Here is a 23411-nt window from a genome sequence, read left to right as displayed (position 1 = left end):
GGGTACGTCTGCAGCGTCGGTCGGGCTCGGCGCGGGATCGTCGACCGGCTCGCTCGCGCCGCGCGCTGTCCCCTCGATGCCGGCGATACGCCCGTGCTCGTCGAACCGGACGGTCACGCTCCCGTCGGGCAGGGTGAGCGCCAGCGCGCCGCCGTCGTCCGCCGTCTCGAGGCCGCGCGCGGCCGCGTAGGACGCGACCGCTCGGCGGTGGTCGACGACCGTGACCGACAGCAGGCCCTCGCTGAGCACCCGCACGACGCGCGGCACGCTCGGCGCGGGCAGCGCGAGGCCGTCGGCGTATCGAGGAGGAACCACGCACGCGTCCCGCCGCCGACGGGCGCGCTGTAGTGGGTCCACGACCCGGTGACGGTCTTGGCCGCGAGCGCGAGGCGGTACGGGAGGTCGTCGGTGAGCGGGAGCTCCGCCTCGGTCGCCTCGGGCAGCCCGGCCTCGCGGGTCTTCTCGGCGGCGCGCAGCACGTCCTCGGGGAAGCCGTTGACGTTGTTCCACGCCCACATCCAGCTCCCGGGGCCGGGCGCGGCCGTGCCGAGGAACTGGAGCCGGCACGTCGTCGTCTCGCCGGTGGCGGAGGTGAAGGTGAACGACCCGGTCGTCATCTCGGCGCCCCACGCGTCGTCACCGTGGCGGTCGGCGAGGTGGAGCTGGTGCTCGTGCGAGAGGAACGCGGCGTCGTCGACGAGCTCCTGGAGGGCCGGGGCGGTCTGGTCCGCCGTGCCGTGCGCGGTCTGCGGCTCCGTCATCCCTCGACGGTAGCCGCGCGCCTCCCGCCGCGCCGGGGCACGACACGCGGTGCTGACAGGTACCCGACGGGTGCGCCTCGACGCCGGGGTGCGGTGCTCAGGCCGCGAGAAGCAGGACGTCGCCAGCGCGCGCCGTCGGGCGTGCCGCGAGCGTGCGGGCCGCGAGCGTGGTCCGCGCGACCGGGAGGTCGCGCACGGGCTCGCCCGCGGGGGCGGCGTGCCGCGGCGCGGAGAGCGCGCCGCGCTCCCGGACGGAGGAGAGCACGCGCACGGGGGCGACGGGGCGCAGCTCCTCGCCCGTGCGAGCCACGAGGTCGACGAGGCGCAGGCCGAGCGCACCGCAGACGGCTGCCAGCACCTCGGACGACGCCTCCTTGCGGCCGCGCTCCACCTCGGACAGGTAGGCGGTCGAGACGCGCGCGTCCGCCGCCACGTCGACGAGCGTGCGGCCCTGCGCGAGCCGCGCACGCCGCAGGATCCCGCCGATGACGTGGCGCAGGAGCGGCTCCGACCGCCCACGCTCTCGTGGCCGGGGGCTCGCCGTCACCGCGCTCGGCACCGCGCTCGTCACGTCCATGCGGTCACGCTACCCGCGCCCTCGCCCGGGTGCCGAGGCACCCGGGCGAGGATCTGCTGCTGGCGTAACGGCCCGACGTCGGGCACCGCACCGCTGGGAGGCGTCACCAGCTCTCGAGGGACCACGCCATCTGCCAGAACCGGATCTCGTGCCGGCAGCTCAGCTCGAACGCCCGCTCCATGCGGGCACGTTCCGCCTCGCCGGCATCGGCGGCGAGCGTGTCGAGACGCTCTCGCAGGTCGGCGAGGACCCCCTCGGTGCGCTCGGCGGCGTAGAACTCCCACCAGCCCGCGAGGGGGTGGTCGTCCCCGATCGCTCCGAGCGTCGTCTCCCGCTCGGCGAGCCAGAACCGCCGCGCCGACCAGATGTAGGTCCACGGGCACGGCAGGAGCGCGGCGAGCAGCACGCCGAGCGAGTCGCGGCCGGCCGCCAGCATGTGGTCGACGTACGCCTGGGCGCTCGGGGCGAGACGGCTCGTCTGCGCCTCCTCGTACGTGACGCCGAGGAAGTCGCACATCGCGTGGTGCGCGTGCGACTCGTCGTCGAGCAGGAACCCGGCCTTGTCGTGGAAGTACGCGGCCCACGACCGGTCGGGCGCGAGGGCCATGCCGAGCCCGTAGCAGCGCAGGTAGGCCGTGAGGTACTGGTGGTCCTGGCCGACGTAGTGGCGCACCGCTGCGGGCGCGACGGACCCGTCGCGCAGGCCCGCGAGGAACGGGTGGTCGTAGAACGCGTCGAAGAGGGGCGCGTACCGGCGGGCGAGGTCGGCCGTGAAGCCGGTCTCCTCCTGCCGGACGAGCGCGGCCGGGTCGTCCGCGAGGACAGGGTTCAGGGTGATGGCAGCAGGCGTCGTCATGCCCACGTTCCTCCGCTCGTGCTAGCGAGATCAGGTTCGACGGGTCCGGGCGGCCGTACCGCTCGTCTCAGTCCCTCGGCCCGAGCTCGCTGCCCGGGCGGGACACCCCGCGTGGTTCGTCGCGATCCTAGCAAGGAAGCACCGCCCGTGCCCGGAGCATCCGACGGCGTGCGGGAATATAGTTGTAGCGACAATAAGTTGGAGCAGACATGACCACGAGCACCCCGGGCGCGCCGACCGACCGCCTCCTGTCCCCGTCCACGAGCATGGACGCCGTCACGCTGCGCGTCGGCGACCTCGAGCGGATGACGTCCTACTACACGAGTGCGTTCGCGTTGACACCGCTCGAGGAGCGCTCGCGCGGCACCGAGGTGCACCGCGTCCTGGGCCGCGCCACGACGCCCATGCTGCGCCTCGTGCACACGCCCGGGCTGCCCGCCGTCGACCCGCGCCAGGCCGGCCTGTTCCACACCGCCTTCCTGTTCGACGACGCAGCGAGCCTCGCCGCGACCGTCTACCGCGCCGCGCAGGATCGCCGGGGGTCGTTCGTCGGGTCGAGCGACCACCTCGTCAGCGAGGCGTTCTACTTCACCGACCCCGAGGGCAACGGCGTCGAGCTGTACACCGACCGACCGCGCGAGACATGGGTGCGTGAGCGCGGACAGATCCTCATGGCGACCGAGTACCTGGACCCGAACGCGTACCTGCGCGCGAACCTCTCGCAGGACGCGCTCGACGCCGGGCCCTCGCTCGCCGGGCGCGTCGGGCACGTCCACCTGCAGGTCGGTGACATCGCGACCGCGCGTGACTTCTACGTCGACGCCGTCGGGTTCGAGGCCACGGTCACCGAGTACAGCGGCGCCCTGTTCGCGTCCGCCGGCGGGTACCACCACCACGTCGCGATGAACGTCTGGAACAGCGCCGGCGCCGGGCCGCGCGCCGCGAGCCTCGGCCTCGGGGACGTGGCGATCACCGTGCCCGGCCGCGACGACCTCGACGCGCTCGTCTCCCGTCTGCGCGCCCGAGGGCTGCAGCACGCCGACGACGGCCGCTCCGTCGTCGTGCACGACCCGTGGGGCACGCGTGTCACGCTGGCCCTGCCCGGCACGACGACCGACGAGCTGCTGGCGCGCTGAGCCGCGTCGCGGCGCGCGGACGGCACGGCCCTGATCCTCGACCAGGAGGCCGCGCCGCCGCCCGAGCCGGAGGTCCGACGGGGCTCTCGTAGCGTCGGTGCCCCCACCGGGACTCGAACCCGGAACACGCCGGGTTTAAGCCGGCCGCCTCTGCCAGTTGGGCCATGGGGGCGCGCGCCGAATCTACCGCGACCGGCGCGCTCTCCGGACCGTCGGGCTCGACCCGGGCCCGGACGCCACGAGGGGCGAGCCGCACGCGCGGCTCGCCCCTCGTCGTGAGGCAGGTACCGGTGCTCCCGGCGGGTGCGGACGGGCGTCAGGACGCCTTGGCCGCCGGCGTCCGGTCGTCCGCGTCGACGGTGCCCGCACCGGACTCCGCTGCGGCCGCCGAGCCCTGCGCGGTCTGCTTGACCGGCTCGCCGTCCTTCTTGGGCGGGACCGACGCCGCGCGGAACTCCGCGCGCGGGTCGTGGAGCGAGCCGAGCGAGACGAGCTCACGGCCCATGAGGAACTGGCCCATCCAGCCGATGAAGATGCGGATCTTGCGGTTGCCCGTGGGCATGGCCATGACGTGGTAGCCGCGGTGCATCAGCCACGCGAGCGTGCCGCGGAGCTTGAACACGCCGAACAGCTCCGCGACGCCCTTGTAGAGACCGAGCGACGCGACCGTGCCGACGTTCTTGTGGCGGTACTCGACCGGCGGCTCGCTGTGGAGCTCGAGCGCGAGGTTGTCCGCGAGGCGCGTCGCCTCACGGATCGCGTGCTGCGCGTTCGGCGGGCAGAACTTGCCCGGGTTGAGCACGTCCGGGACGGCGGCGCAGTCGCCCGCGGCCCACGCGTTCGGCACGACGTTGTCGTCGGCGTCCGCGACCTGGAGCGTCGGGAGCACCGTGACGCGACCCAGCTTGTCCACGGGGAGGTCCGAGGACTCCTTGATGACCGGGTTCGCCTTGACGCCCGCGGTCCAGACGATGGTGTCGGAGTCGAACTCGACACCCGTCGAGGTGACGACGTGCCCGTCGACGCACGACGACAGGAACGTGCTGAGGTGGAACTCGATGCCGCGCTTCTTCAGCTCCTCGAGCGCGTACTCGGCCATGGGCTCGCTGAGCTCCGGCAGGATGCGGCCCGCGCCCTCGATCATGACGAAGCGGAGGTCCTTCTCCTCGATCGTCGCGTAGTTGCGCGTCGCGTAGCGCGCCATGTCCTCGATCTCGGCCAGCGCCTCGATCCCGGCGAACCCGCCGCCGACGAACGTGAACGTCAGCATGCGGCGGCGCAGCTTCTCGTCCCACGTGGACGAGGCGACGTCCATGCGGTTGAGCACGTGGTTGCGGACCGCGATGGCCTCCTCCACGTTCTTGAAGCCGATCGCGTTCTCCGCGAGCCCGGGGATGGGCAGCGTGCGCGACACCGAGCCGAGGCCGACGATCAGGTGGTCGTAGGTGACCGAGTAGTCGTCGCCCTCCTCCGGGTGGATCGTCACGCGGCGGTCGCCGTGGTCGATCGCGACGACCTTGCCCTGGAGCACGTCGACGCCCTTGAGCGCGCGCCGGTGCGGCGCGACGACGTCGCGACCGTCGATCGAGCCCGCGGCCGCCTCCGGGAGGAAGGGCGCGTACGTCATGTACGGGCGCGGGTCGACGACGACGATCGCCGCCTCGCGGCGGCCGAGCTTCTTGCGCAGTCGGCGCGCGGCGTACAGACCCACGGAGCCGCCGCCGAGGACGACGACGCGGGGCACCTTGCGGGGCCGCGGCGAAGCGGTCTGGGCACGGCTGACCGAGGTCAGGTCATTCTGAGGCATGGTTCCAGAGTATTACCGCTCGCGGCACTGGCGAGCCGGAGCGTCCGCCAGACGGGCGTGACGCGCCCCACGCTGGCCCCGCGCAGCGGGCAGACGAGACATTCCGCGCGGCGCGGACAGCGCCGGACCCGGGTCGCTCCCCACGGCGACGCCCAGGCTGGGGAGCGATCCCGGGTCCGACGGCCCCACGGTCAGCCGATCGCGCCGACGACGGGCGTCGGGCCGGTCGGCTGCGGCTGCGAGCTGCCCGCGGGCGGGGCCGGCACGGGCTCGGGCGCCGTGCCGTCGGCGGGGTCGGGCGCCGTGCCGTCGGCGGGGTCGGGCGCGCCGCCCGACAGCGCGGGGTCGCCCGCGCCGTCGGCGTCGCCGGTGCTCGGCTCGTCGGTGCCCGACGCCGCGTCCCCCGAGCCCACGCTCGACGGCACCGCGGTGGGCGCCTTGAGGAACGGCCACGGCATCTCGCGCGAGCGCGTCCCCGTCGCCGGGACGGGGTGCCCGTCGCCGTCGGCGTACTCGACGTCCTCCTCGGCGACCGCGCGCAGCGGGTAGACGTTCCAGCGCTCGCGACCGTCCGTCGAGAGCGTCGGCTGGAAGAACCAGGTCCCCTCGACGTCGGGCACCGACCACGGCGCGTACGTGCCCTCCTCGGTCACCGTGCGGACCTGGCGCCCGCGGTCGTCGAAGATCTGGACGTCGCGCACGGGGTCGCCCGCGGCGTCGTAGACGAAGAGGTTGGACACCTGCATGCCGTCGACCCACACGCCGTCGACGCCCGGGCTGCTCCCGCCGTCGAACGCGACGTGGCTCACCGCACCACCGTTCCCGTCGGCCCACCCCTGCTGGTACCCGTCGTCCCACCCCGACACGGAGACGGACGCGCTCGCCGCGGTCACGTACAGGACGGTCGGGACCGCCGCGACGGCCGCCGCCACGGACAGCGGGCGCACGACCCTCGGGAGCCAGGTCGTGGGGAGCCACCGGCCACGGCCCCACTGGACGCTCACGACGACGGCAGCGAGCACGACGACCCGCGCCGAGAGGTCCCGCGGCAGCACCGCGACCTGGTACCCGCCGAGCAGCGCGAGCAGCAGCGTCGCCACGACCCAGCCGCGCAGGATCCACCACGCGGGCGTCAGGGTCCGGAGGAAGTCCGTCACCGACGCCCACTGGGGCGTCGACGTGACGGGCCGCCAGAGGGACCGCCACCCCGAGGAGAGGATCCCGCCGAGCACGAGCAGCCGCCCGCGCACCCCGATGCGGGGACGCCGCGCGCCGCCCGCGGCGGGCGCCGGGAGGAGCCCTGCCGCGGCGCGCAGCTCGGCGGCGTACGCGGCGGGCGGACCGAAGAACGCGACGAGGTCGAGGCTCGTGTCGTCGAGGCTCCCGTCGACCGGTGCGCCCGGGTCCTCGGCGTCGGCGCCGGCGGGGCCGACGGGGCCTGCGGGGCCGGCGGGGCCTGCGGGGCCGGCGGGGCCTGCGGGGCCGGCGGGGCCGGCGGGACCGCCGTCGGGTGCAGGAGACGTGGCCGAGCGCCGCGGGAGCGCACCCGGAGCGTCGACGACCGCCTCGGCGAGGTCGGCCTCGAGCCCGTCGGTGAGCTCCTCGACCTGCTCCGGCCTCAGGTCGGCGAGGTGCGCACGCACCTGCTGCGCGTACGCGTGGACGTGCCCGTAGAAGGCCAGCCCCACGGGTGCGCCGACGGGCGGCTGCGAGGGCGTCGTCGTGCTCATCAGGCGGCCACCTCTCCGGTCCGCAGCAGCGCGGACACGGTGCCCGCGAACGTCTGCCACTCCTTGCGGTGCAGGTCGAGCATCGCCCGGCCCTGCGCGTTGATCCCGTAGTACTTGCGGTGCGGGCCGGCGTCGGACGGCACGACGTACGTCGTCAGCGCACCGCTGGCGTACAGGCGCCGGAGCGTCCCGTAGACCGACGCGTCCCCGACGTCGTCGAGCCCCGCGGCGCGCAGGCGCCGCACGACGTCGTACCCGTACCCGTCCTCGGCCTCGACCGCCGCGAGGACCGCGGCGTCGAGCACCCCCTTGAGCAGCTGCGTGGTGTCCATCCGACCCTCCGTCGGGCGTGGCCCTGGTTCCTCCCGGCCCGCCGGACGCGGCGGGCTCACGCGATGCACACTACCGCGCGATACGCAGTACCGCGCACGGCGACACGCCGCCCGTCCCCGGAGACGCCGAACCCGGGGTCGCTCCCGGCTCGGGTGGGGAGCGACCCCGGGTTCGACGGCCCGGGTCAGGCGATCGACCAGGCGATGCCGTCGAGGATGTCGTGCTCGCTCGTCACGACCTCGGTGAGCGACCCGCCCGCGGCGGCGACGTCGTCGCGCACCCGTCGTACGACCTCCGACCACACGAGCGCGCCCGCGCCGATGACGTCCACGCGCCCCGGGTGCATGAAGCCGAGCGCGGCACGCTCGGCTCGCGAACGGTGGAGCAGGTCGTCGCACGCCGCGAGCACCCCGTCGACGGACAGCACCGCGCCGTCGATCCGCTCCCGGTCGTACTGCCCGAGGCCCAGCGCGTGGGCCGTCACCGTCGTGACGGACCCGGCGAGGCCCACGAGCGTCGCGGCCTCCCCGAGCGGCACGACGCCGGCCGCCTCGTCCAGCGCGGCGCGCACGTCCGCACGTGCCGCGGCCTCCTCGTCCGCGGTGGGCGGGTCCGAGCGCAGGTGCCGCTCGGTCAGGCGCACGCATCCGACGTCCATGGAGAACGCGGCGTCGGGCGTCCCCGTGCCGAGCACGAGCTCGGTCGAGCCCCCGCCGAGGTCCACGACCACGTACGGGCCCGGACGCAGCGCGGCGACCGTCGACGTCGCCCCGCGGAACGACAGCGCGGCCTCCTCCTCGCCCGAGACGACCTCGGGCTCCACGCCCAGCGCCGCCAGGACGCCCTCGACGAACTCGGCGCGGTTCTCGGCGTCCCGCGTGGCCGACGTCGCGACGAAGCGCGTGCGCGCCGCGCCGAGGTCCGCGATCACGTCGGCGTACCGGCGCGCGGCGTCGAGCGTGCGCGCGAGCGCCTCGGGCGCGAGGCGGCCCGTGCGGTCGACGCCCTGGCCGAGCCGGACGACCTCCATGCGGCGGTCGAGGTCGACGAGCGTGCCCGCGACCGGGTCGACGTCGGCGACGAGCAGGCGGATGGAGTTGGTCCCGCAGTCGATCGCCGCGACGCGCGAGGCGCCGGGCGAGGGCGCCGTCGCGACGGGGGCGTCCGGGTCACGGGTGAGACGAGGGGTGGAGCCTGAGGTCATGCGTCCAAGCGTGCCACGCGGTCAGCAGGTGCAGCGGTCCGGGCGCCAGACGCCGCGCACGCGCTCGAGCGCCTCGTCGCCCAGCGGGTTCACGCCGGGACCGGCGGCGAGGGCGTGGCCGACGAGGACGTGGAGGCACTTGACGCGCGTCGGCATCCCGCCCGCCGAGATCCCGTCGATCTCCTCGACGTGGCCGAGCGCCTCGCGCTGCGCGAGGTAGTGCTCGTGCGCGCGCCGGTAGGCGGCGGCGAGCTCCTCGTCCTCCGTGAGTCGCTGCGACATCTCCTTCATGACGCCGTCGGCCTCGAGCGTCGAGGCGGCCGCCACCGCGCCGGGGTGCGTGAGGTAGAAGGTCGTCGGGAACGGCGTGCCGTTCTCGAGCCGCGGCGCCGTGCGGACCACGAGCGGGCGCCCGCACGCGCAGCGCGCGGCGATGCCGACGACCCCGCGCGGGGTGCGTCCGAGCTGCTCCGCGAGGGTCTCGAGGTCGCGCTCGGTGACGACGGCGTCCGGGTCGTCGGCGGGGATGGCCAGGCGGGCGTCGGGCACGGGTCTTCCTTCGGGTCGGTCGGGCGCGTCGGGACGACGCGTCACCCATTCTCCCCGCTGGGCGGCGTCGAGCCGTCCCCGGTCGGCTCCTCGCCCACGGGCGGGGCCTCCTCGCCGGCCTCGTCGTCGGCCGTCCCGGCACCCTCGCCCGTGCCCGTCGACACCGGCTGCTCGCCCGCGACCTGCACCGACGCCCAGATGGCCTCGTACCAGGGCGTGCCGTCCTCGTACCCCTGGACGGGGCCGTCGGTGATCGTCCGGCCGGTCTGCGGGTCGATGTCGTCGACCACCGTCTCCGGGTCGAGCACGCGCCACGGCCGCTCGCCCGGCATGACGAAGTTGAGGCGGTCCCGCGCCTGGCGCTCGACGTACGCCTGGTCGTCCCAGCGGTCCAGCTCGGACTGGAGGTCGTCGCGCCGGGTCTCCGCCTGCGCGAGGTCGTTGCGCAGCTCGCGCAGCTCCCCCGTCTGGTTCACGTACGCCCGCAGGGTGGGCAGCAGCAGCACCAGGGCGAGCAGCACGACGACGGACAGCACCAGGGTGCGGACCGTCACCACCTCCGGCAGCAGGAAGCCGTACCGGCTCCGGCGCCGGTCCTCCGGTGCGGGGCCCGCGGCGCGCCGCGACGGTGCTGGCCGCTGCGCACGCGTGGCGGGGCGGCGTGCCCCCGACGACGCGGCCTTCGCGCCGCCCGTCGTCGACCTCGTCCCCGTCGAGGACGTCGCGCCCCGGGGCGCGGGCCTGGCCGACGCCGGCTTGGAGGACGTGCCGCTCCCGGACGACCGGGACGTCGACTTCGACCCCGACGTCCCGCGCGCAGGCCCGGTCCCCGATCGCGCGGGTGCACCGGGGCGCGGGGGACGACGCGAGGACGGCATGCCCCGATTGTGCTGCCGCAGCGGCCCCGGCCCCGGGAGCACGCGCGGTGCGCCCGCGAACGTGAGCCGATCGACACGACATCTTCACCCGCGGCCGTGACCTGCGACGGTCCCGTGCGGACGCCGCGCGCCGCGGTCCCGGACGCGCCGGAGCCCGGCGGGCCGACGAGCGGCCCACCGGGCTCCGGGTGCCGGGTCACCCCGGCGGCGTGCTGCGTGACCGGACGGTCAGCCCTGCACCGTCCAGCGCGGGAACGCGCCGCGACCGGCGTAGCGCGCCGCGTCGTCCAGCGCCTCCTCGATGCGCAGGAGCTGGTTGTACTTGTTGATGCGCTCGCCGCGGGCGGGGGCACCGGTCTTGATCTGTCCGGCGTTCGTCGCGACGGACAGGTCGGCGATCGTCGTGTCCTCGGTCTCGCCCGAGCGGTGCGACACCATCGCGGTGAAGCCGTTGCGCTGCGCGAGCTCGACGGCGTCGAGCGTCTCGGTGAGCGTGCCGATCTGGTTGAGCTTGACCAGGAGCGAGTTCGCCGCCTTGAGCTCGATGCCCTTGGCGAGGCGCTCCGGGTTGGTGACGAACAGGTCGTCGCCGACGATCTGGACCTTGTCGCCGACCTCGGAGACGAGCTGCGCCCAGCTGTCCCACTCGTCCTCGGACAGCGGGTCCTCGATCGAGACCAGCGGGTAGTCGCGCACGAGCTGCTCGTAGTAGGCGATCATCTCGGCCGGCGTCTTGGCGCCGCCCTCGAACTGGTACGCGCCGTCGGAGAAGAACTCGGTCGAGGCGACGTCGAGCGCGAGCGTGACGTCGGTGCCCGGCGTGAAGCCGGCCTTCTCGATCGCAACGAGGATGAGGTCGAGCGCCTCGCGGTTGCTCGCGAGGTTCGGTGCGAAGCCGCCCTCGTCGCCGAGCCCCGTGGCCAGGCCCTTCTCCTTGAGCACGGACTTGAGGGAGTGGTAGACCTCGGCGCCCGTGCGCAGGGCCTCGCGGAACGAGGACGCGCCGATCGGGGCGACCATGAACTCCTGGATGTCGACGTTCGAGTCCGCGTGCGACCCGCCGTTGAGGATGTTCATCATCGGCACGGGCAGGACGTGCGCGTTCGGGCCGCCGACGTAGCGGTACAGGTCCAGGCCCGCGCTCTTCGCGGCGGCCTTCGCGACCGCGAGCGAGACGCCGAGGATCGCGTTCGCGCCCAGCTTGCCCTTGTTCGGCGTGCCGTCCAGGTCGATGAGGGCGGCGTCGATGAGGCGCTGGTCCTCGGCCTCGAAGCCGATGAGCTCCGGGGCGATGTCGTCGATCACGGAGTTGACCGCGCCCTCGACGCCCTTGCCCAGGTAGCGGGACTTGTCGCCGTCACGACGCTCGACGGCCTCGAACGCACCGGTCGACGCGCCCGACGGCACTCCGGCGCGGGCGAACGTCCCGTCGTCCAGGACGACCTCGACCTCGACGGTCGGGTTTCCGCGGGAGTCGAGGATCTCGCGCGCTCCAACGGCTTCGATGCTGGCCACAGGTGCTCCTTCGGGGCAGGGCTGCGGGCGCTTCGGAAAGGAGTGGCCGACCCGGGCAGGGAAACCCGGGACGCCGCGTGCGCGCCCGCGACGATGGTGGGTTTACGACCACAGCCTAGTGCCCGGATGTGACGTGCGCCGCTGCGTCCGGTCCGTGGGCCCCGGGTCGGGGACCTGCGCGTCGACGATCAGGACGAACGTCCCGGTGAGGCCGACCCCTCCGCGCGCTGCGTCTCCGCCGCGACGATCCGCGCCTCGACGCGCCGCAGCTCGCGGCGCAGCGCCGCCTCCGCGTCGAGCCCGTCCGCCTCGGCGCGCGCCACGAGGGCGAGGAGCTCGCGCCCGAGCCGCTCGTCCGCCGTCGGGGCCTCGCCGTCTTCGACGACCTCGCCGGGCGCGCCGCCCGACGGCGCCGCGAGCGCCGCGCCGACCGTGTCGCCGAGGCCCCCGCGCCCGGCCCGGGCGAGGACCTTCTGCGCGCGGGCGAGCGCGCCCTGGGTGTGCGAGATGCCCTCGAGCACGGAGGAGCGCTGCTTCTCGGCCTTCTTGATCGCGTCCCACTGCTGGTGCAGGTCCGTGACCTCGGCGTCGGCGAAGACGTGGGGGTGGCGTCGCACGAGCTTCGCGGCGAGGTCGGCCGCGACGTCGTCGACCGTGAACGGGTCCGGCTCCTCGCTCGCGATGCGCGCGTGGAAGAGGACCTGGAGCAGCAGGTCGCCGAGCTCCTCGCGCATCCCCGCACGGTCGCCGGTCTCGATGGCGTCGGCGAGCTCGTGCGCCTCCTCGAGCAGGTACCGCACGAGCGACTCGTGGGTCTGCTCACGGTCCCAGGGGCACCCGCCCGGGGAGTAGAGCCGGTCCATGACGGCGACGACGTCGCGCAGCGGGTCGGTCTGCGCGGCGGGAGCGGGCGTGGGCTGAGGGGCCGGGGGCTCGGGTGCGGTCACCGGTTCATCGTAGGTTCGGCCGACCACGCGGTCCGGTCCCTCGACCCCCCGCTCGATCAGGCGGTCGTGGCCCGTCCGGACGTCCGCACGGGCCACGACCACCTCGGCGGGTCAGCAGGTGCGTGCCTCCACGGCGACGTCGCGCGTGGAGGTGACCCGGCCGCCGTCGAGCACGGCCGTGACCGTGGCCGTACCGGCCGGGACCGACGTCGCCCGCACCGCGAACGACTGGTACGCGTTCGCGCCCGGTGCCACGGCGGTGAACGTCCGCGACCCGTACGGGGTCGTGAGCGTCACGTCGACGGGCGCGTCCTCGCGGTTCGTGGCCCGGACCGCGACGTACGCCTTGCCCGCGAGGCAGCGCGCCGACGCCTCGACGTCGAGCGCGACCTCGGGCGCGGCGCCCGGGCCGACGAGCCGCGCGACACCCCAGCGGGCCGTCGACTGGTAGCCCGCCCCGGACGGGTCCGCCCAGTTGCGGATCGCCGTGCGCGTGCCGTCCGACGCGTCGTTGACCTGGAGGTCGAGCCCGTGGAACGTGCCCTCGCCACCCTGGTCGGCGAGGTCGACCGCGAGCTCGACGACGTACCCGTCGGCCGTCCGCGTGGTCGCGCTCGTGACGCGGGCCCGCTGCGCGGCCTCGTCGCCCGTGCCGAACGACACCGCGTTCTCGGCGCTCACACGGATCTGGGTGTCCAGGTCCCGGTAGGCGCCGTTCTTGGCGTTGCCCGCGTCGACGTAGACCTCGACCGAGTCCTGCACCCACGGGTCGGAGCCGCTCACGTCCACCACGGGGTCGGCGACCTCGGCGAGCACGTAGAGCGTCCGGTCGCGCCACAGGGTGCGCACGGTCGCGACCGCGCCGCCGCTCCCCTGGACCTCCTTCGCGGTCGTCACGGGCGCGTTCGCCTCCGCCCAGACCGGCTCCACCTCGCCGTCGACGGCGGGCGCGGCCGACGCGTGCGCGACCTCGAGGTACGACAGCTCCTCGAGGAGCCGGAGCGTGCCCGTCGCGCCGGGCGTGTTCCACGCGGACGTCGCGCCGCCGTCGGCCCCCGCGTCCGTGACGCGCACGTCGAGCGCGAGCGTGTCGCCCGCGGCCACGGCGTCGAGCGGGAGGTGCGCGACGACGTCGTACCCGCCCGCGCGCTCGGTCACCTCCGCGGAGACCCCCGCGCTCGTCGTGCCGTCGCGGCCGACGACGTGCTCCGCGCCGTCGAGCGCGAACGTCACGGCGTCGGCGGCGTCGGCGGTCGCGTCGTCGACGCTCGCGAAGGCCGTGAGGTGATCCGGGGCCCAGCGGAGCTGGAAGCCCACGCCTCCACCCGAGGCGCCGCCCGGCGCGGCGAACGTGTGCAGCGGGAGCCGCTGCCAGTCCGGGGAGGCCGCGGCCTCGCCGTCGAGCGCGACGTCGCCGGCGAACACGTCGGCCGTGCGCAGGCGGGCAGGCAGCTCGCCGTCGACGACGCCGTGGTACGCCGGCTTGGCCTGGAGCGCGTCGTCGAAGACGAGCGGCGCGCCGTTGTCGACGCGCCAGCTCCGGCCGTCGGTGAGCCCCCACACGGTGACGGAGTACAGCTCGTCGGCGTGCGCGCGGAACACGCGGAACGCGTCGCGGTAGTAGTACCCCTGCTCGACGAGCGACGCCTGGGTGACCGGGGTCCCGGTCGTGACGTCGAGCTCGGTGACGGCCTGCGTCACGGGCAGGTCGGCGAACCGCTCGATCGCGCCCTCGAGCGCGGAGACCGGCATCGCGAGGCTCACGTGGAACTGGTGACCCACGCCGTCCACCGGCACGCCGCGCGCGAGGAGCCGCTCGACGAGCGCGTGGTACCGGTCCTGCTTGCCGCCCTGCTCGGTGTTGTAGTCGTTGATGAACAGCGCGACCGGCCGCTCGCCGCGCTCCTTCGCCGCCGGGTCCGCGTAGACGTCGTTGAACGCCTCGTCGGCGTACGCGAACGCGAGGTCGAGGTACTCCTCGCCGAGGACCCGGAACCACTCCGAGCGGCGCAGGCCGTCGGGGTTCTCCCCGCCGTCCGACACGACCTCGTTCACCACGTCGAACGCCGTGAGCGGGTTGTCGCCGCCGAACGGGCCGTAGGCGTCGGCGAGCGCCTGCGCGACGGAGAAGACGTGCGCCCGCAGGCGGTCGCGCAGGACCTGCTTGTCCGCCTCGGACGTCGTGAGGGGCGCGCCGTCGGCGCCCTCGAAGAACCACGCCGGCGTCTGCGAGTGCCACACGAGCACGTGGCCGTAGACGCGCAGGTCGTTCGCGGCCGCGTAGTCCATGAGCGCGGTCGCCTCGGGGTGCGTCCGGAACGTCCGGTCCTCGTCGTACCAGGCCTCGGGCTTCATGTGGTTCTCGGCCGTGATCTGGTCGAAGTGCCGCAGCAGGAGCTCGGACGCCGCGCCGGACGTCTCCCGGCTGTCGATCGCGACGCCGACCGGGACGTCGACGGTCTCCTTGATGCCGGTGAGGTCCTCGACCGCGGGCGGCGGGGGCACGCGCAGCACGACGTCGTCGACGAGCAGGTCGCTCGTGTTGTCGCCGTTGTAGTCCGTCTCCAGGTAGAGCAGCGCCTCGTCCGCGGCGGCGCCCGGGAAGGTCGCGGTGATCTGCGTCCAGCGGTCGTTCGTGACCCCCGAGAGCTGGGCGAGCGTCGAGTACGACGTCGCCCCGTCGACGGTGCGCGCGATGCTCAGCCACACGTCGTCCGCGGGCTGGCCCTCGGCGAAGCGCACCCACGCGCTGAGCTCGTACGTCGTGCCGGCGGCGAGCAGCCCGGTCACGTCGTGCCCGATGCCGTCGCCCTGACCGTCGCGACCCGAGACGAGCGCGGCCTGCGTGCCGCCGTGCGCCACGTCCGTCAGGTCGAGCGACGGCGTCGTCGCGTCGCCCGCGCGCGGGACCCAGCCGCCCAGGCCGTCCTCGAAGCCGGTCTCCAGGAGGACCTCCCCGCCGCGCGGCGGCGTGCCGACGGGGAACGTGAACTCCCAGCCGGCCGCGAGCCGCTCGGAGACGACCGTCTCGACCGCCGCGAGCGTCCCCGCGCGGTCGCCGCCGCCGTCGTGCGCGAGCACGACCTCGCCGGGCCTCATCGCGGCGCGCAGGTTCGCGGTGAGGGTCTCGACGTCCTGGGTCTCCCAGTCGGAGATGGTGTTGACGACCGCGAGCGGCTGCATGCCGAGCGCGACGGCGACCTCGGGGGTCGCACCCCACGAGCCGTTCGGCGCGCGGAAGAACGGGACCGGGTGCTCCGGGTCGCCGAGCGCGTCGCGCAGGATGCCGAGGTTCTCGACGAGGTCGGCGCGCACCTGGTCGGCCGACCACGCGCCCATGTCCGCGTAGCCGGTCGAGTGGTTGCACAGCACGTGCCCCTCGTCGACGATGCGGCGCAGCAGCTCGGCACCGCCCGGTGCCTGGACGTTCTGGCCGATGACGCAGAACACCGCGTGCAGGTCGTGCTCGGCGAGGAAGTCCAGGAGCGCGGGCGTCGTGCCGGGGTTGGGACCGTCGTCGAACGTCAGGGCCGCGACGTCGCCGGTCCCCTCGGCGAGGCGCACGGGCGTCGCGACGGGCTTCACCGCTCCCCCGGGCGCGACGTCGCCCGGGTCGGTCGCGACGGTCGTCACGCGGACGTCGTCGAGCAGGAACGACGGGTGCGCGCCCGCGACGGGCGCGGCCTCGACGTAGAGCGACGCCGACGTCAGGCCCGCGGGCAGGGTGTACGTCCCGCCGATCCGGACCCAGCCGTCGGCCGTCGTCGCGACGGCCCCACCGACCCACGTGTACGCCGTCCCGGACGCGCCCGTCTCCTGCACCGTGAAGTTCACGCCGGACGACCCCGTCGTGCCCGCCGGGAGCTTGACCCACGCCTCGACGTCGTACGCGACCCCGGGCTCGAGCAGCGCGAGCGCGTCGGTCGCGACGCCGTGCCAGTCCGCAGCCCGACCCGTCACCGCGAGGCTCGACGACCCGCCGTGCGCCTCGGTGTCGGTCAGGGCGACGGTGACCGGCCCGCGGGCTGTCCACGGTGCCGTCCCCGCCGCTTCGAAATCGTTCTCCAGAACGATATCGATATCGTTATCGATCTGGGCAGGCGTCTGCGCATCCCTCGCATCCATGCCCACTGCCGCGCTCGCTCCCCCTCCCGCCACGAGGGTGGCGAGCACCCCCGCCACGGCGATCCTCCACGTGCGTCTCATCGTCGTCGCTCCCTTGCGATCGGCTGCACGGGGCGCCTCGCACCCCCGGGCGCACCGGCGCGCCCGGCCACACCCTAGGGGCACCCACCAGGTTCCGACAATGGCTGAACTATTTCCCGCCACCCCTCCGACCGTACCGACCGGCACCTGAGGTGAACGCTGGCGATTCCCAGCTCCATCTCGACCAACCACGGTTCTACCTCGGCCAACCACGGTTCTACCTCGGCCAACCACGGTTCTACCTCGGCGATGGGCGAGAACCGGCAGCCGACCATCACCACCACGACAGAAGGCCCCGCCCCGGTCTGGGTGAGACCGGGGCGGGGCTGACAGCGCGAGGTCACGACCTCCAGGTGTCCGACAGCGTCACCGAGCCGTCCGGGCCGACCGTCGCCGTGCGGTTGCCGCCGCTCTCCCAGACGACGTTCCCCCCGCCGTCGCGCTTGACGTACTTGTACTGGAACGTCGTCCCGGCCGGGAGGTCGAGGGTCGCGGTCCAGACGGGGTAGGCCGCGGCGGAGAGCGCGACGCCGTTCGCGGGCGCCCAGGATCCCAGTGCCGGGATGCTGCCCACGACGTACACGTCCTGCCCCCAGGTCGTCGTCGCCGTCACGGAGAACGACGCGTCGCCCTGGCCCTCGACGGGACCCGGCCCTTCCTCCTCGCACGGGTCGCCCGCCGTGACCGTCCCGCCCGAGACCGCGACGGCGGCGCCGCTCAGGGCGTAGTCCTTGCCGCCGTTGTTGTCCCAGGAGCCCGAGCCGTTCGTGAACGCCGCCGTGACGGTCGCGGCGGCGCCGGTCGCGCCGGCCGGCAGGGCGATCTCCTTCGAGACCCAGCCGGCGCAGGCCGCGGTCATCGCGACGCCGGGCACCGCGGTCCAGGCGCCCGTGCCGACGCGGTAGTGGACGTTGTACGCGCTCCAGCCCTTGCTGGTCGCGTAGTAGACGGTCGTCGTGCCGCTCGGGTCGACGGGACCGGGACCGCCGGTGCCGCCGTCGACCACGGCGCCGACGTGCAGCGCGAGCGCCCCGTACGCCGGGACCGTCGCGGTGAAGGTGCCGGAGCCGGAGACCGTGACGGTCTTCGCGCAGTCCTTCGACGCGACGACGTCGCAGTAGGTGCCGGCGGGGAGCGACGTCTGGTAGGTGCGCGTCACGGCGCTCGCGGAGTTGTTGATCGTCACGTACCCCTTGCCGCCGCGGCCGTACGCGATGTGGTTGTTCCCGTCGTCCCACCAGTTCGTCACCGCGGTCCCGGCGACCGCGTTGTGGAAGCCGACCATGCCCACGACCTCGGTCCAGCGCTGCGTGCAGACCCAGGCGCTGCTCGCGCAGCTCGCGTCGGGGACCGACGTCGCGGACGCGCCGGGCGCACCGGCGTCCTTGTCGGTCCACGTGTAGCCCGAGTAGACGCTCGGTGCGCCGTAGGGCCACGAGAGCATGAACGCGTTGGCGAGCTTGTACTTGGCGCCCCATTTGTAGTTCATGGTCTCGCCGTTGCGCTCGGTGTCGTGGTTGTCGACGAAGACGCCCGCGCGGTCCGAGGGGAGCTTGTCGTCGCCGATGGTCCGCAGGTCCTTGATCTGGCCGTCGAACCGGGACTTGAGCTCGCGCGCGTAGAAGAACTCGTGCGAGTCACCGGAGCCGAGGTACTCCGAGGGCTGGATGGGCTCGCCGCTCGCGCCGATGACCTCGTGCACCCAGAAGATGTTCGGGTTCGTGAGCCGCGCCTTGATCGCCGCGAGGTCGGCGGCCGGGATGTGCTTCGCGGCGTCGATGCGGAACCCGGCGACGCCGAGCGAGAGCAGGTCGTCGAGGTAGCCCGCGATCTTGCCGCGCACGTAGTCCGAGCCCGTCCGCAGGTCCTGGAGCGAGACGAGGCGGCAGTTCTGCACCACGTACCGGTCTCCGTACCGGTTGCCGATGTTCTCCTTGCAGTCGTTGAAGTCGTTCGGCCCGTAGAGGCCGGGGTAGCTCTCGACGCCGTACGTGGAGCCCGCGACGCCCGTCCCGCCGCCCTGGTCAGCCCCCGCCATGTGGTTGAGGACCGCGTCGGCGATGACGCCGACGCCCGCGGCGCGGCAGGTGTCGACCATGTTCTCGAACTCCGCCCGGGTGCCGAGCTTCGACTCGATCCGGTAGCTCACGGGCTGGTAGGAGGTCCACCACGCGGTGCCCTGGATGGTCTCCTGAGGCGGCGAGACCTGGACGTAGCCGAAGCCGGCCGGGCCGATCGTGCTGGTGCACTCGGCGGCCACGGAGTCCCACGTCCACTGGAAGAGGTTGAGGATCACGTCGCCCCGACCGTTGGGGGAGTCGACGACGGGCGTCGGCACGGGCGGTGCGGCCGCGGCGGGCGCGGCGACCGGCACCGTGGCCGCGAGCGCCGCCCCGAGCGCGAGAGCGGCGCTCGCCGCGGCCGCGACGACGCGTCGCAGGCGGCCGTCGCGCCCGGCCGTGCGCCCGTGGGCACGACGGGCGCCGGACGCGGCGGTCGGGGTGGGTTCCGGAGGACCGGCGGGATCGGTGGTGCGCGTCATTGCTGCTCCTTCGAGGTGCTGCGGCCGACGGCACGCTCGGCATCGAGCGCGCGACGGCCGCGCGGTGCTGACTGCGCCCCGGGGTGTCGGGCGCACGGACTCGGCGGCGTTGCAGAGTGTTGCCGGATGTTGCAGCAACCTTACAGAGCAGGGCGCATGCTGTCACCACCCCGTGGGCGCCCGCCGCCCTCGCGGGGACCCGTGCGTCGTCGGCCCGGACGGCATAGCGTCGAGCGGTACGCACCCACGGGAGGAGACGACGTCATGGGGACCAAGCGCCGCTGGAAGGACCTGACCAGAGGTCAGAAGGTCGCCGTCGGGGTCGTGGGCGCGGCGCAGGTCACGCTCACGGCCGCGGCGTACCGCGACCTGCTGCGCCGCCCGGCGGAGCAGGTCAACGGCACCAAGCTCGCGTGGGGCCTCGCGCTGCTCGTCAACTGGGTCGGCCCGATCGCCTACTTCCTCGACGGTCGCAAGCGCTGACTCTCGTCAGCGGGCGGCCGCCGACGTCCCGACACTCGCGGCCGCGCTCACCTCGCCGAGGATCACGGCGTCGATGAGCTGGCGCGCCCACTCGAGCACCTCGGCGCCGCGCAGCGGGCGTCCGCCGATGCGCGCCGTCGTCGGGTAGGGCACGAGGGACGCGCGGATCGCGGGCTTGAGCAGCGTGCCCGGGTACAGGCGCTTGAGCCGCAGCTGCGCGGACTCGGCGAGGTCGACCGGTGCGAACCGGATGAACTTGCCCTGCGCGGTGACGTCCGTGAGCCCCGCGCGGCGCGCGTGGTTGCGGAAGTCCGCGACGTCGAACAGCGCCGACGCGACGTCGGGCAGCGCGCCGTACCGGTCGACGAGCTCGGCCCGCACCTCGGCGAGCTCGGGCGCGTCGGTCGCGGCGGCGATCTTCTTGTACGCCTCGAGCCGCAGCCGCTCGGTCGCGATGTAGGACTCGGGCAGGTGCGCGTCGACCGGGAGCTCGATCGACACCTCCGGCTGCTCCTCGGGCCCGTCGCCGCGGTAGTTCGCGACGGCCTCCCCCACCATCCGCACGTAGAGGTCGAACCCGACGCCCGCGATGTGCCCGGACTGCTCCCCGCCGAGCAGGTTGCCCGCGCCACGGATCTCGAGGTCCTTCATCGCGACCTGCATGCCCGCGCCGAGGTCGGTGTGGGCCGCGATGGTCGCGAGGCGGTCGTGCGCGGTCTCGGTGAGGGGCCGCTCGGGCGGGTAGAGGAAGTACGCGTACGCACGCTCGCGCCCGCGACCCACGCGACCGCGGAGCTGATGGAGCTGCGACAGCCCGAGCATGTCCGCGCGCTCGAGGATGAGCGTGTTCGCGTTGGAGATGTCGAGCCCCGTCTCGATGATCGTCGTGCAGACGAGGACGTCGAGCTCCTTCTCCCAGAACGCCCGGATCACCTGGTCGAGCTGGTGCTCGTTCATCTTGCCGTGGGCCACACCGACGCGGGCCTCGGGCACGAGCTCGCGCAGCTTCGACGCCGTGCGGTCGATCGTCTCGACCTTGTTGTGCACGTAGAACACCTGGCCCTCGCGCAGCAGCTCGCGGCGCAGCGCGGCCGCGATCTGCTTCTCCTCGTACGCACCCACGTAGGTGAGGACGGGGTGGCGCTCCTCGGGCGGCGTCGCGAGCGTCGACATCTCGCGGATGCCCGTGACCGCCATCTCGAGCGTGCGCGGGATCGGGGTCGCGGACATGGCGAGCACGTCCACGTTGGTCCGCAGCTGCTTGAGCGTCTCCTTGTGCTCGACGCCGAACCGCTGCTCCTCGTCGATGATGACGAGCCCCAGGTCCTTGAACCGGACGCTCCCCGTGATGAGCCGGTGGGTGCCGATGACGACGTCGACCGTGCCCTTGCGCAGCCCGTCCACGACCTCCTCGGACTCATTGGCCGTCTGGAAGCGCGAGAGCGCCTTGACCGTCACGGGGAAGCCCGCGTACCGCTCGGAGAACGTCTCGAAGTGCTGCTGGACGAGGAGCGTCGTCGGCACGAGCACCGCGACCTGCTTGCCGTCCTGGACCGCCTTGAACGCCGCGCGGATCGCGATCTCCGTCTTGCCGTAGCCGACGTCGCCGCACACGAGGCGGTCCATGGGGACCGTCTTCTCCATGTCGGCCTTGACCTCGTCGATCGTCGCGAGCTGGTCGGGCGTTTCGACGTACGCGAACGCGTCCTCGAGCTCGCGCTGCCACGGCGTGTCCGGGCCGAACGCGTGGCCCTGCGTCGCCATGCGGGCGCTGTAGAGCCGGATGAGCTCGCCGGCGATCTCCTTGACGTGCTTGCGCGCGCGGGACTTCGTCTTGGCCCAGTCCGCGCCGCCCATCTTGTTGAGGCTCGGCGACTCGCCGCCGGTGTACTTGGTGACCTGGTCGAGCTGGTCCATGGGCACGAACAGACGGTCGCCGGGCTGGCCCCGCTTGCTCGACGCGTACTCGATGACGAGGTACTCGCGCGTCGCGGCGTTGCCGCCCGTGCCGAGCGTGCGCTGCACGAGCTCGACGAACCGCCCCACGCCGTGCTGCTCGTGCACGACGAAGTCGCCCGCCTTGAGCTGGAGCGGGTCGACGACGTTGCGCCGCCGGCTCGGCATCCTGCGCATGTCGCGCGTGCTCGTCCCGGCGCGGCCCGTGAGGTCGGCCTCGGAGAAGACGGCGAGGCGCAGCTCGGGCGCGACGAAGCCCTTCCCGACCATCGCCGGGGTGACGAGGACGATGCCACCCTCGGGCTCGTCGTCGAGCCGCGGCACGAGGCGCGCGGGCGTGTCGACCGCGCCGAGCTGCTCGACCATGCGCTTGGCAGGCCCGTGGCCCTCGGTCGTGAGCACGAGGCGCCACCCGGCGTGCTGGAGCCCGCGCACGTCGTCGAGGGCGCGCGACACGTCGCCGCGGTAGGACTCGACGTCACGCGCGCCGATCGTGAAGGTGGGGACGCCGTCCGCGCTCTCGCCCACGTGGGCGGTCGCGCCCGACGCCACGCGGTCCCCCGCGCCGGCCGGCGCGCCCTCGTCGGGCGCCACGTCCAGGTCCGGGTTGTCGAGCGCGAACGACGAGAGCGTCCACCAGCCCAGGCCGCGGCGCTGCGCGACCGCGCGCACCTCGGCGAACGTCTCGAACGACGCCGCCGACAGGTCGACGGGCGCCTTGCCGCCCGCGACGGCGCCCGTCCACGCCGCGGCGAGGAACTCCTCCGTCGTCGCGACGAGGTCGTGCGCGCGGCGGCGCACGCGCTCGGCGTCGTCCACGACGAGCAGCGCGTCGTCGGGCACCAGCTCGAGCACCGGCACCATGCGGTCCACGAGGACCGGCGCGAGCGACTCCATGCCCTCCACCGCGACGCCCGCGGCGAGCTTGTCGAGCATCTCCGTCGCGCCCGGCAGGTCCTCGACCAGCGCGGCCGCGCGGGCTCGCACCGACTCCGTCAGCAGGATCTCGCGGCACGGCGGCGCCCACAGCCCGTGCTCGGCGATCTCGAGGCTGCGCTGGTCCGCGACCGCGAACCAGCGGATCTCCGACACCTCGTCGCCCCAGAACTCCACGCGCAGCGGGTGGTCCTCGGTGGGCGGGAACACGTCGAGGATCCCGCCGCGCACGGCGAACTCGCCGCGGCGCTCGACCATGTCCACGCGCGTGTACGCGGCCGCGACGAGCCGCTCGGCCACCTCGGTGAGGTCCGCCGTCGACCCGGCGTGCAGCTCGACCGGCTCGAGCTCGCCCAGCCCGTCCACGACCGGCTGAAGGAGCGCGCGCACCGGCATGACCAGCACGCGGACGGGGCCCGCCGGCCCGACCTCGGGGTCCGGGTGCGCGAGGCGTCGGAACACGGCGATGCGCTTGGCGACCGTGTCCGCGCGCGGGCTCAGCCGCTCGTGCGGCAGGGTCTCCCAGCTCGGCAGCACCGCGACGACGTCGGCCAGCTCGTCCGGAAGGTAGGCCCGCACGCTCGCCGCGAGCTCGTCGGCGTCACGCCCGGTCGCCGTCACGACGACGAGCGGGCGGGAGCCCGCTGCCCAGGCCGCACCCGTCCCGCCGTCGCGCGGCGACCCGTCATCGTCGACCGGGCCGGTGGCCCGTGCGCCCGCCATCGCGGCGAGCAGGGGCGGACGCACGCCCGCCGGGCCGACCACGTCCGCCTCGCCACGGGCGCGCACGTGCTCGACGGCCGCCGTCGCGGCGGGGTCGGCGAGCAGCGCGGGCAGGATGCCGGTGAGGTTCATGCGGTGGGGTCCCTCCGAGGACGGTGGTCGGGAGCGCCGGAGCCCCGGGCGCGGTGGCGAGGCTCGTGGGCGACGTTGGTGGCGTTGGTGGCGCCGGGGAGACGGGCAGCGGACACGACGGAGCAGCACGAACGGCCCGG

Annotated in this window: 16 protein-coding genes, 1 tRNA gene and 1 riboswitch; of the genes, 2 read left to right on the top strand and 15 right to left on the bottom strand. The window is 74.2% G+C overall.

Annotation, left to right across the window (positions count from 1 at the left end; translation table 11 throughout):
- Positions 1-113 precede the first annotated feature (113 nt).
- The 3 genes from JN535_RS18770 to JN535_RS18760 all read right to left on the bottom strand — a co-directional run bounded on the left by JN535_RS18770 (position 114) and on the right by JN535_RS18760 (position 2194).
- Positions 114-761, bottom strand: coding sequence for a DUF6882 domain-containing protein (locus JN535_RS18770; RefSeq protein WP_205207333.1), 648 nt, complete (start codon positions 759-761; stop codon positions 114-116).
- 97 nt (positions 762-858) lie between these two features.
- A complete protein-coding gene (locus JN535_RS21320; protein ID WP_205207332.1) occupies positions 859-1338 on the bottom strand; it encodes a helix-turn-helix domain-containing protein in 480 nt (159 codons plus the stop codon).
- Between the two features lie 103 nt (positions 1339-1441).
- A complete protein-coding gene (locus tag JN535_RS18760) occupies positions 1442-2194 on the bottom strand; it encodes a TenA family protein (protein WP_205207331.1) in 753 nt (250 codons plus the stop codon).
- Positions 2185-2314, bottom strand: a riboswitch (TPP riboswitch). (Overlaps the previous gene by 10 nt.)
- Before the next feature lie 89 nt (positions 2315-2403).
- Here JN535_RS18760 and JN535_RS18755 point away from each other — a divergent pair.
- The gene (locus tag JN535_RS18755) at positions 2404-3330 is read left to right on the top strand and encodes a VOC family protein (RefSeq protein ID WP_205207330.1); all 927 of its coding nucleotides are present in this window, start codon (positions 2404-2406) and stop codon (positions 3328-3330) included.
- Between the two features lie 98 nt (positions 3331-3428).
- Here the strand turns inward: JN535_RS18755 and JN535_RS18750 are convergent.
- The 11 genes from JN535_RS18750 to JN535_RS18700 form a co-directional block, all read right to left on the bottom strand.
- Positions 3429-3502, bottom strand: a tRNA-Leu gene (locus JN535_RS18750).
- Between the two features lie 144 nt (positions 3503-3646).
- Positions 3647-5137 carry an NAD(P)/FAD-dependent oxidoreductase gene (locus JN535_RS18745; protein ID WP_205207329.1) on the bottom strand — a complete coding sequence of 497 codons (1491 nt, stop codon included), beginning with the start codon at positions 5135-5137 and terminating at the stop codon, positions 3647-3649.
- Between the two features lie 191 nt (positions 5138-5328).
- Entirely contained in the window at positions 5329-6867 is a 1539-nt protein-coding gene (locus JN535_RS18740) for a hypothetical protein (protein WP_205207328.1), read from the bottom strand.
- Positions 6867-7199 (bottom strand): PadR family transcriptional regulator, encoded by a 333-nt coding sequence (locus JN535_RS18735; RefSeq protein ID WP_047234130.1) that lies wholly within the window; start codon positions 7197-7199, stop codon positions 6867-6869. The genes JN535_RS18740 and JN535_RS18735 overlap by 1 nt, the downstream gene beginning before the upstream one ends.
- A gap of 185 nt (positions 7200-7384) precedes the next feature.
- Complete coding sequence (locus tag JN535_RS18730; protein ID WP_205207327.1) at positions 7385-8404, bottom strand: Ppx/GppA phosphatase family protein; 1020 nt, start codon at positions 8402-8404, stop codon at positions 7385-7387.
- A gap of 21 nt (positions 8405-8425) precedes the next feature.
- Positions 8426-8953, bottom strand: coding sequence for a DUF501 domain-containing protein (locus JN535_RS18725; protein WP_307868973.1), 528 nt, complete (start codon positions 8951-8953; stop codon positions 8426-8428).
- Between the two features lie 41 nt (positions 8954-8994).
- Complete coding sequence (locus tag JN535_RS18720) at positions 8995-9831, bottom strand: FtsB family cell division protein (protein ID WP_205207326.1); 837 nt, start codon at positions 9829-9831, stop codon at positions 8995-8997.
- Between the two features lie 228 nt (positions 9832-10059).
- Positions 10060-11346, bottom strand: coding sequence for a phosphopyruvate hydratase (eno, locus tag JN535_RS18715; RefSeq protein ID WP_205207325.1), 1287 nt, complete (start codon positions 11344-11346; stop codon positions 10060-10062).
- 188 nt (positions 11347-11534) lie between these two features.
- Complete coding sequence (locus JN535_RS18710) at positions 11535-12293, bottom strand: MazG family protein (RefSeq protein WP_307868972.1); 759 nt, start codon at positions 12291-12293, stop codon at positions 11535-11537.
- 111 nt (positions 12294-12404) lie between these two features.
- Positions 12405-16418 (bottom strand): endo-1,4-beta-xylanase, encoded by a 4014-nt coding sequence (locus JN535_RS18705; RefSeq protein ID WP_240201451.1) that lies wholly within the window; start codon positions 16416-16418, stop codon positions 12405-12407.
- Between the two features lie 421 nt (positions 16419-16839).
- Entirely contained in the window at positions 16840-19041 is a 2202-nt protein-coding gene (locus JN535_RS18700) for a carbohydrate-binding module family 20 domain-containing protein (RefSeq protein ID WP_205207323.1), read from the bottom strand.
- Between the two features lie 264 nt (positions 19042-19305).
- Here JN535_RS18700 and JN535_RS18695 point away from each other — a divergent pair, with 264 nt between their 5' ends.
- A complete protein-coding gene (locus JN535_RS18695) occupies positions 19306-19524 on the top strand; it encodes a PLD nuclease N-terminal domain-containing protein (protein WP_205207322.1) in 219 nt (72 codons plus the stop codon).
- 6 nt (positions 19525-19530) lie between these two features.
- Here JN535_RS18695 and mfd read toward each other — a convergent pair whose 3' ends face one another.
- On the bottom strand, positions 19531-23271 hold the full coding sequence (gene mfd / locus JN535_RS18690) for a transcription-repair coupling factor (RefSeq protein WP_205207321.1): 3741 nt from the start codon (positions 23269-23271) through the stop codon (positions 19531-19533).
- Positions 23272-23411 lie beyond the last annotated feature (140 nt).

It is taken from the genome of Cellulosimicrobium cellulans, assembly GCF_016921195.1.
In the GTDB taxonomy this organism is placed as follows: Bacteria; Actinomycetota; Actinomycetes; order Actinomycetales; family Cellulomonadaceae; genus Cellulosimicrobium; species Cellulosimicrobium cellulans_F.
Note: the sequence above shows the minus strand (reverse complement) of the source record. Positions and strands in the feature narration are given on the sequence as shown.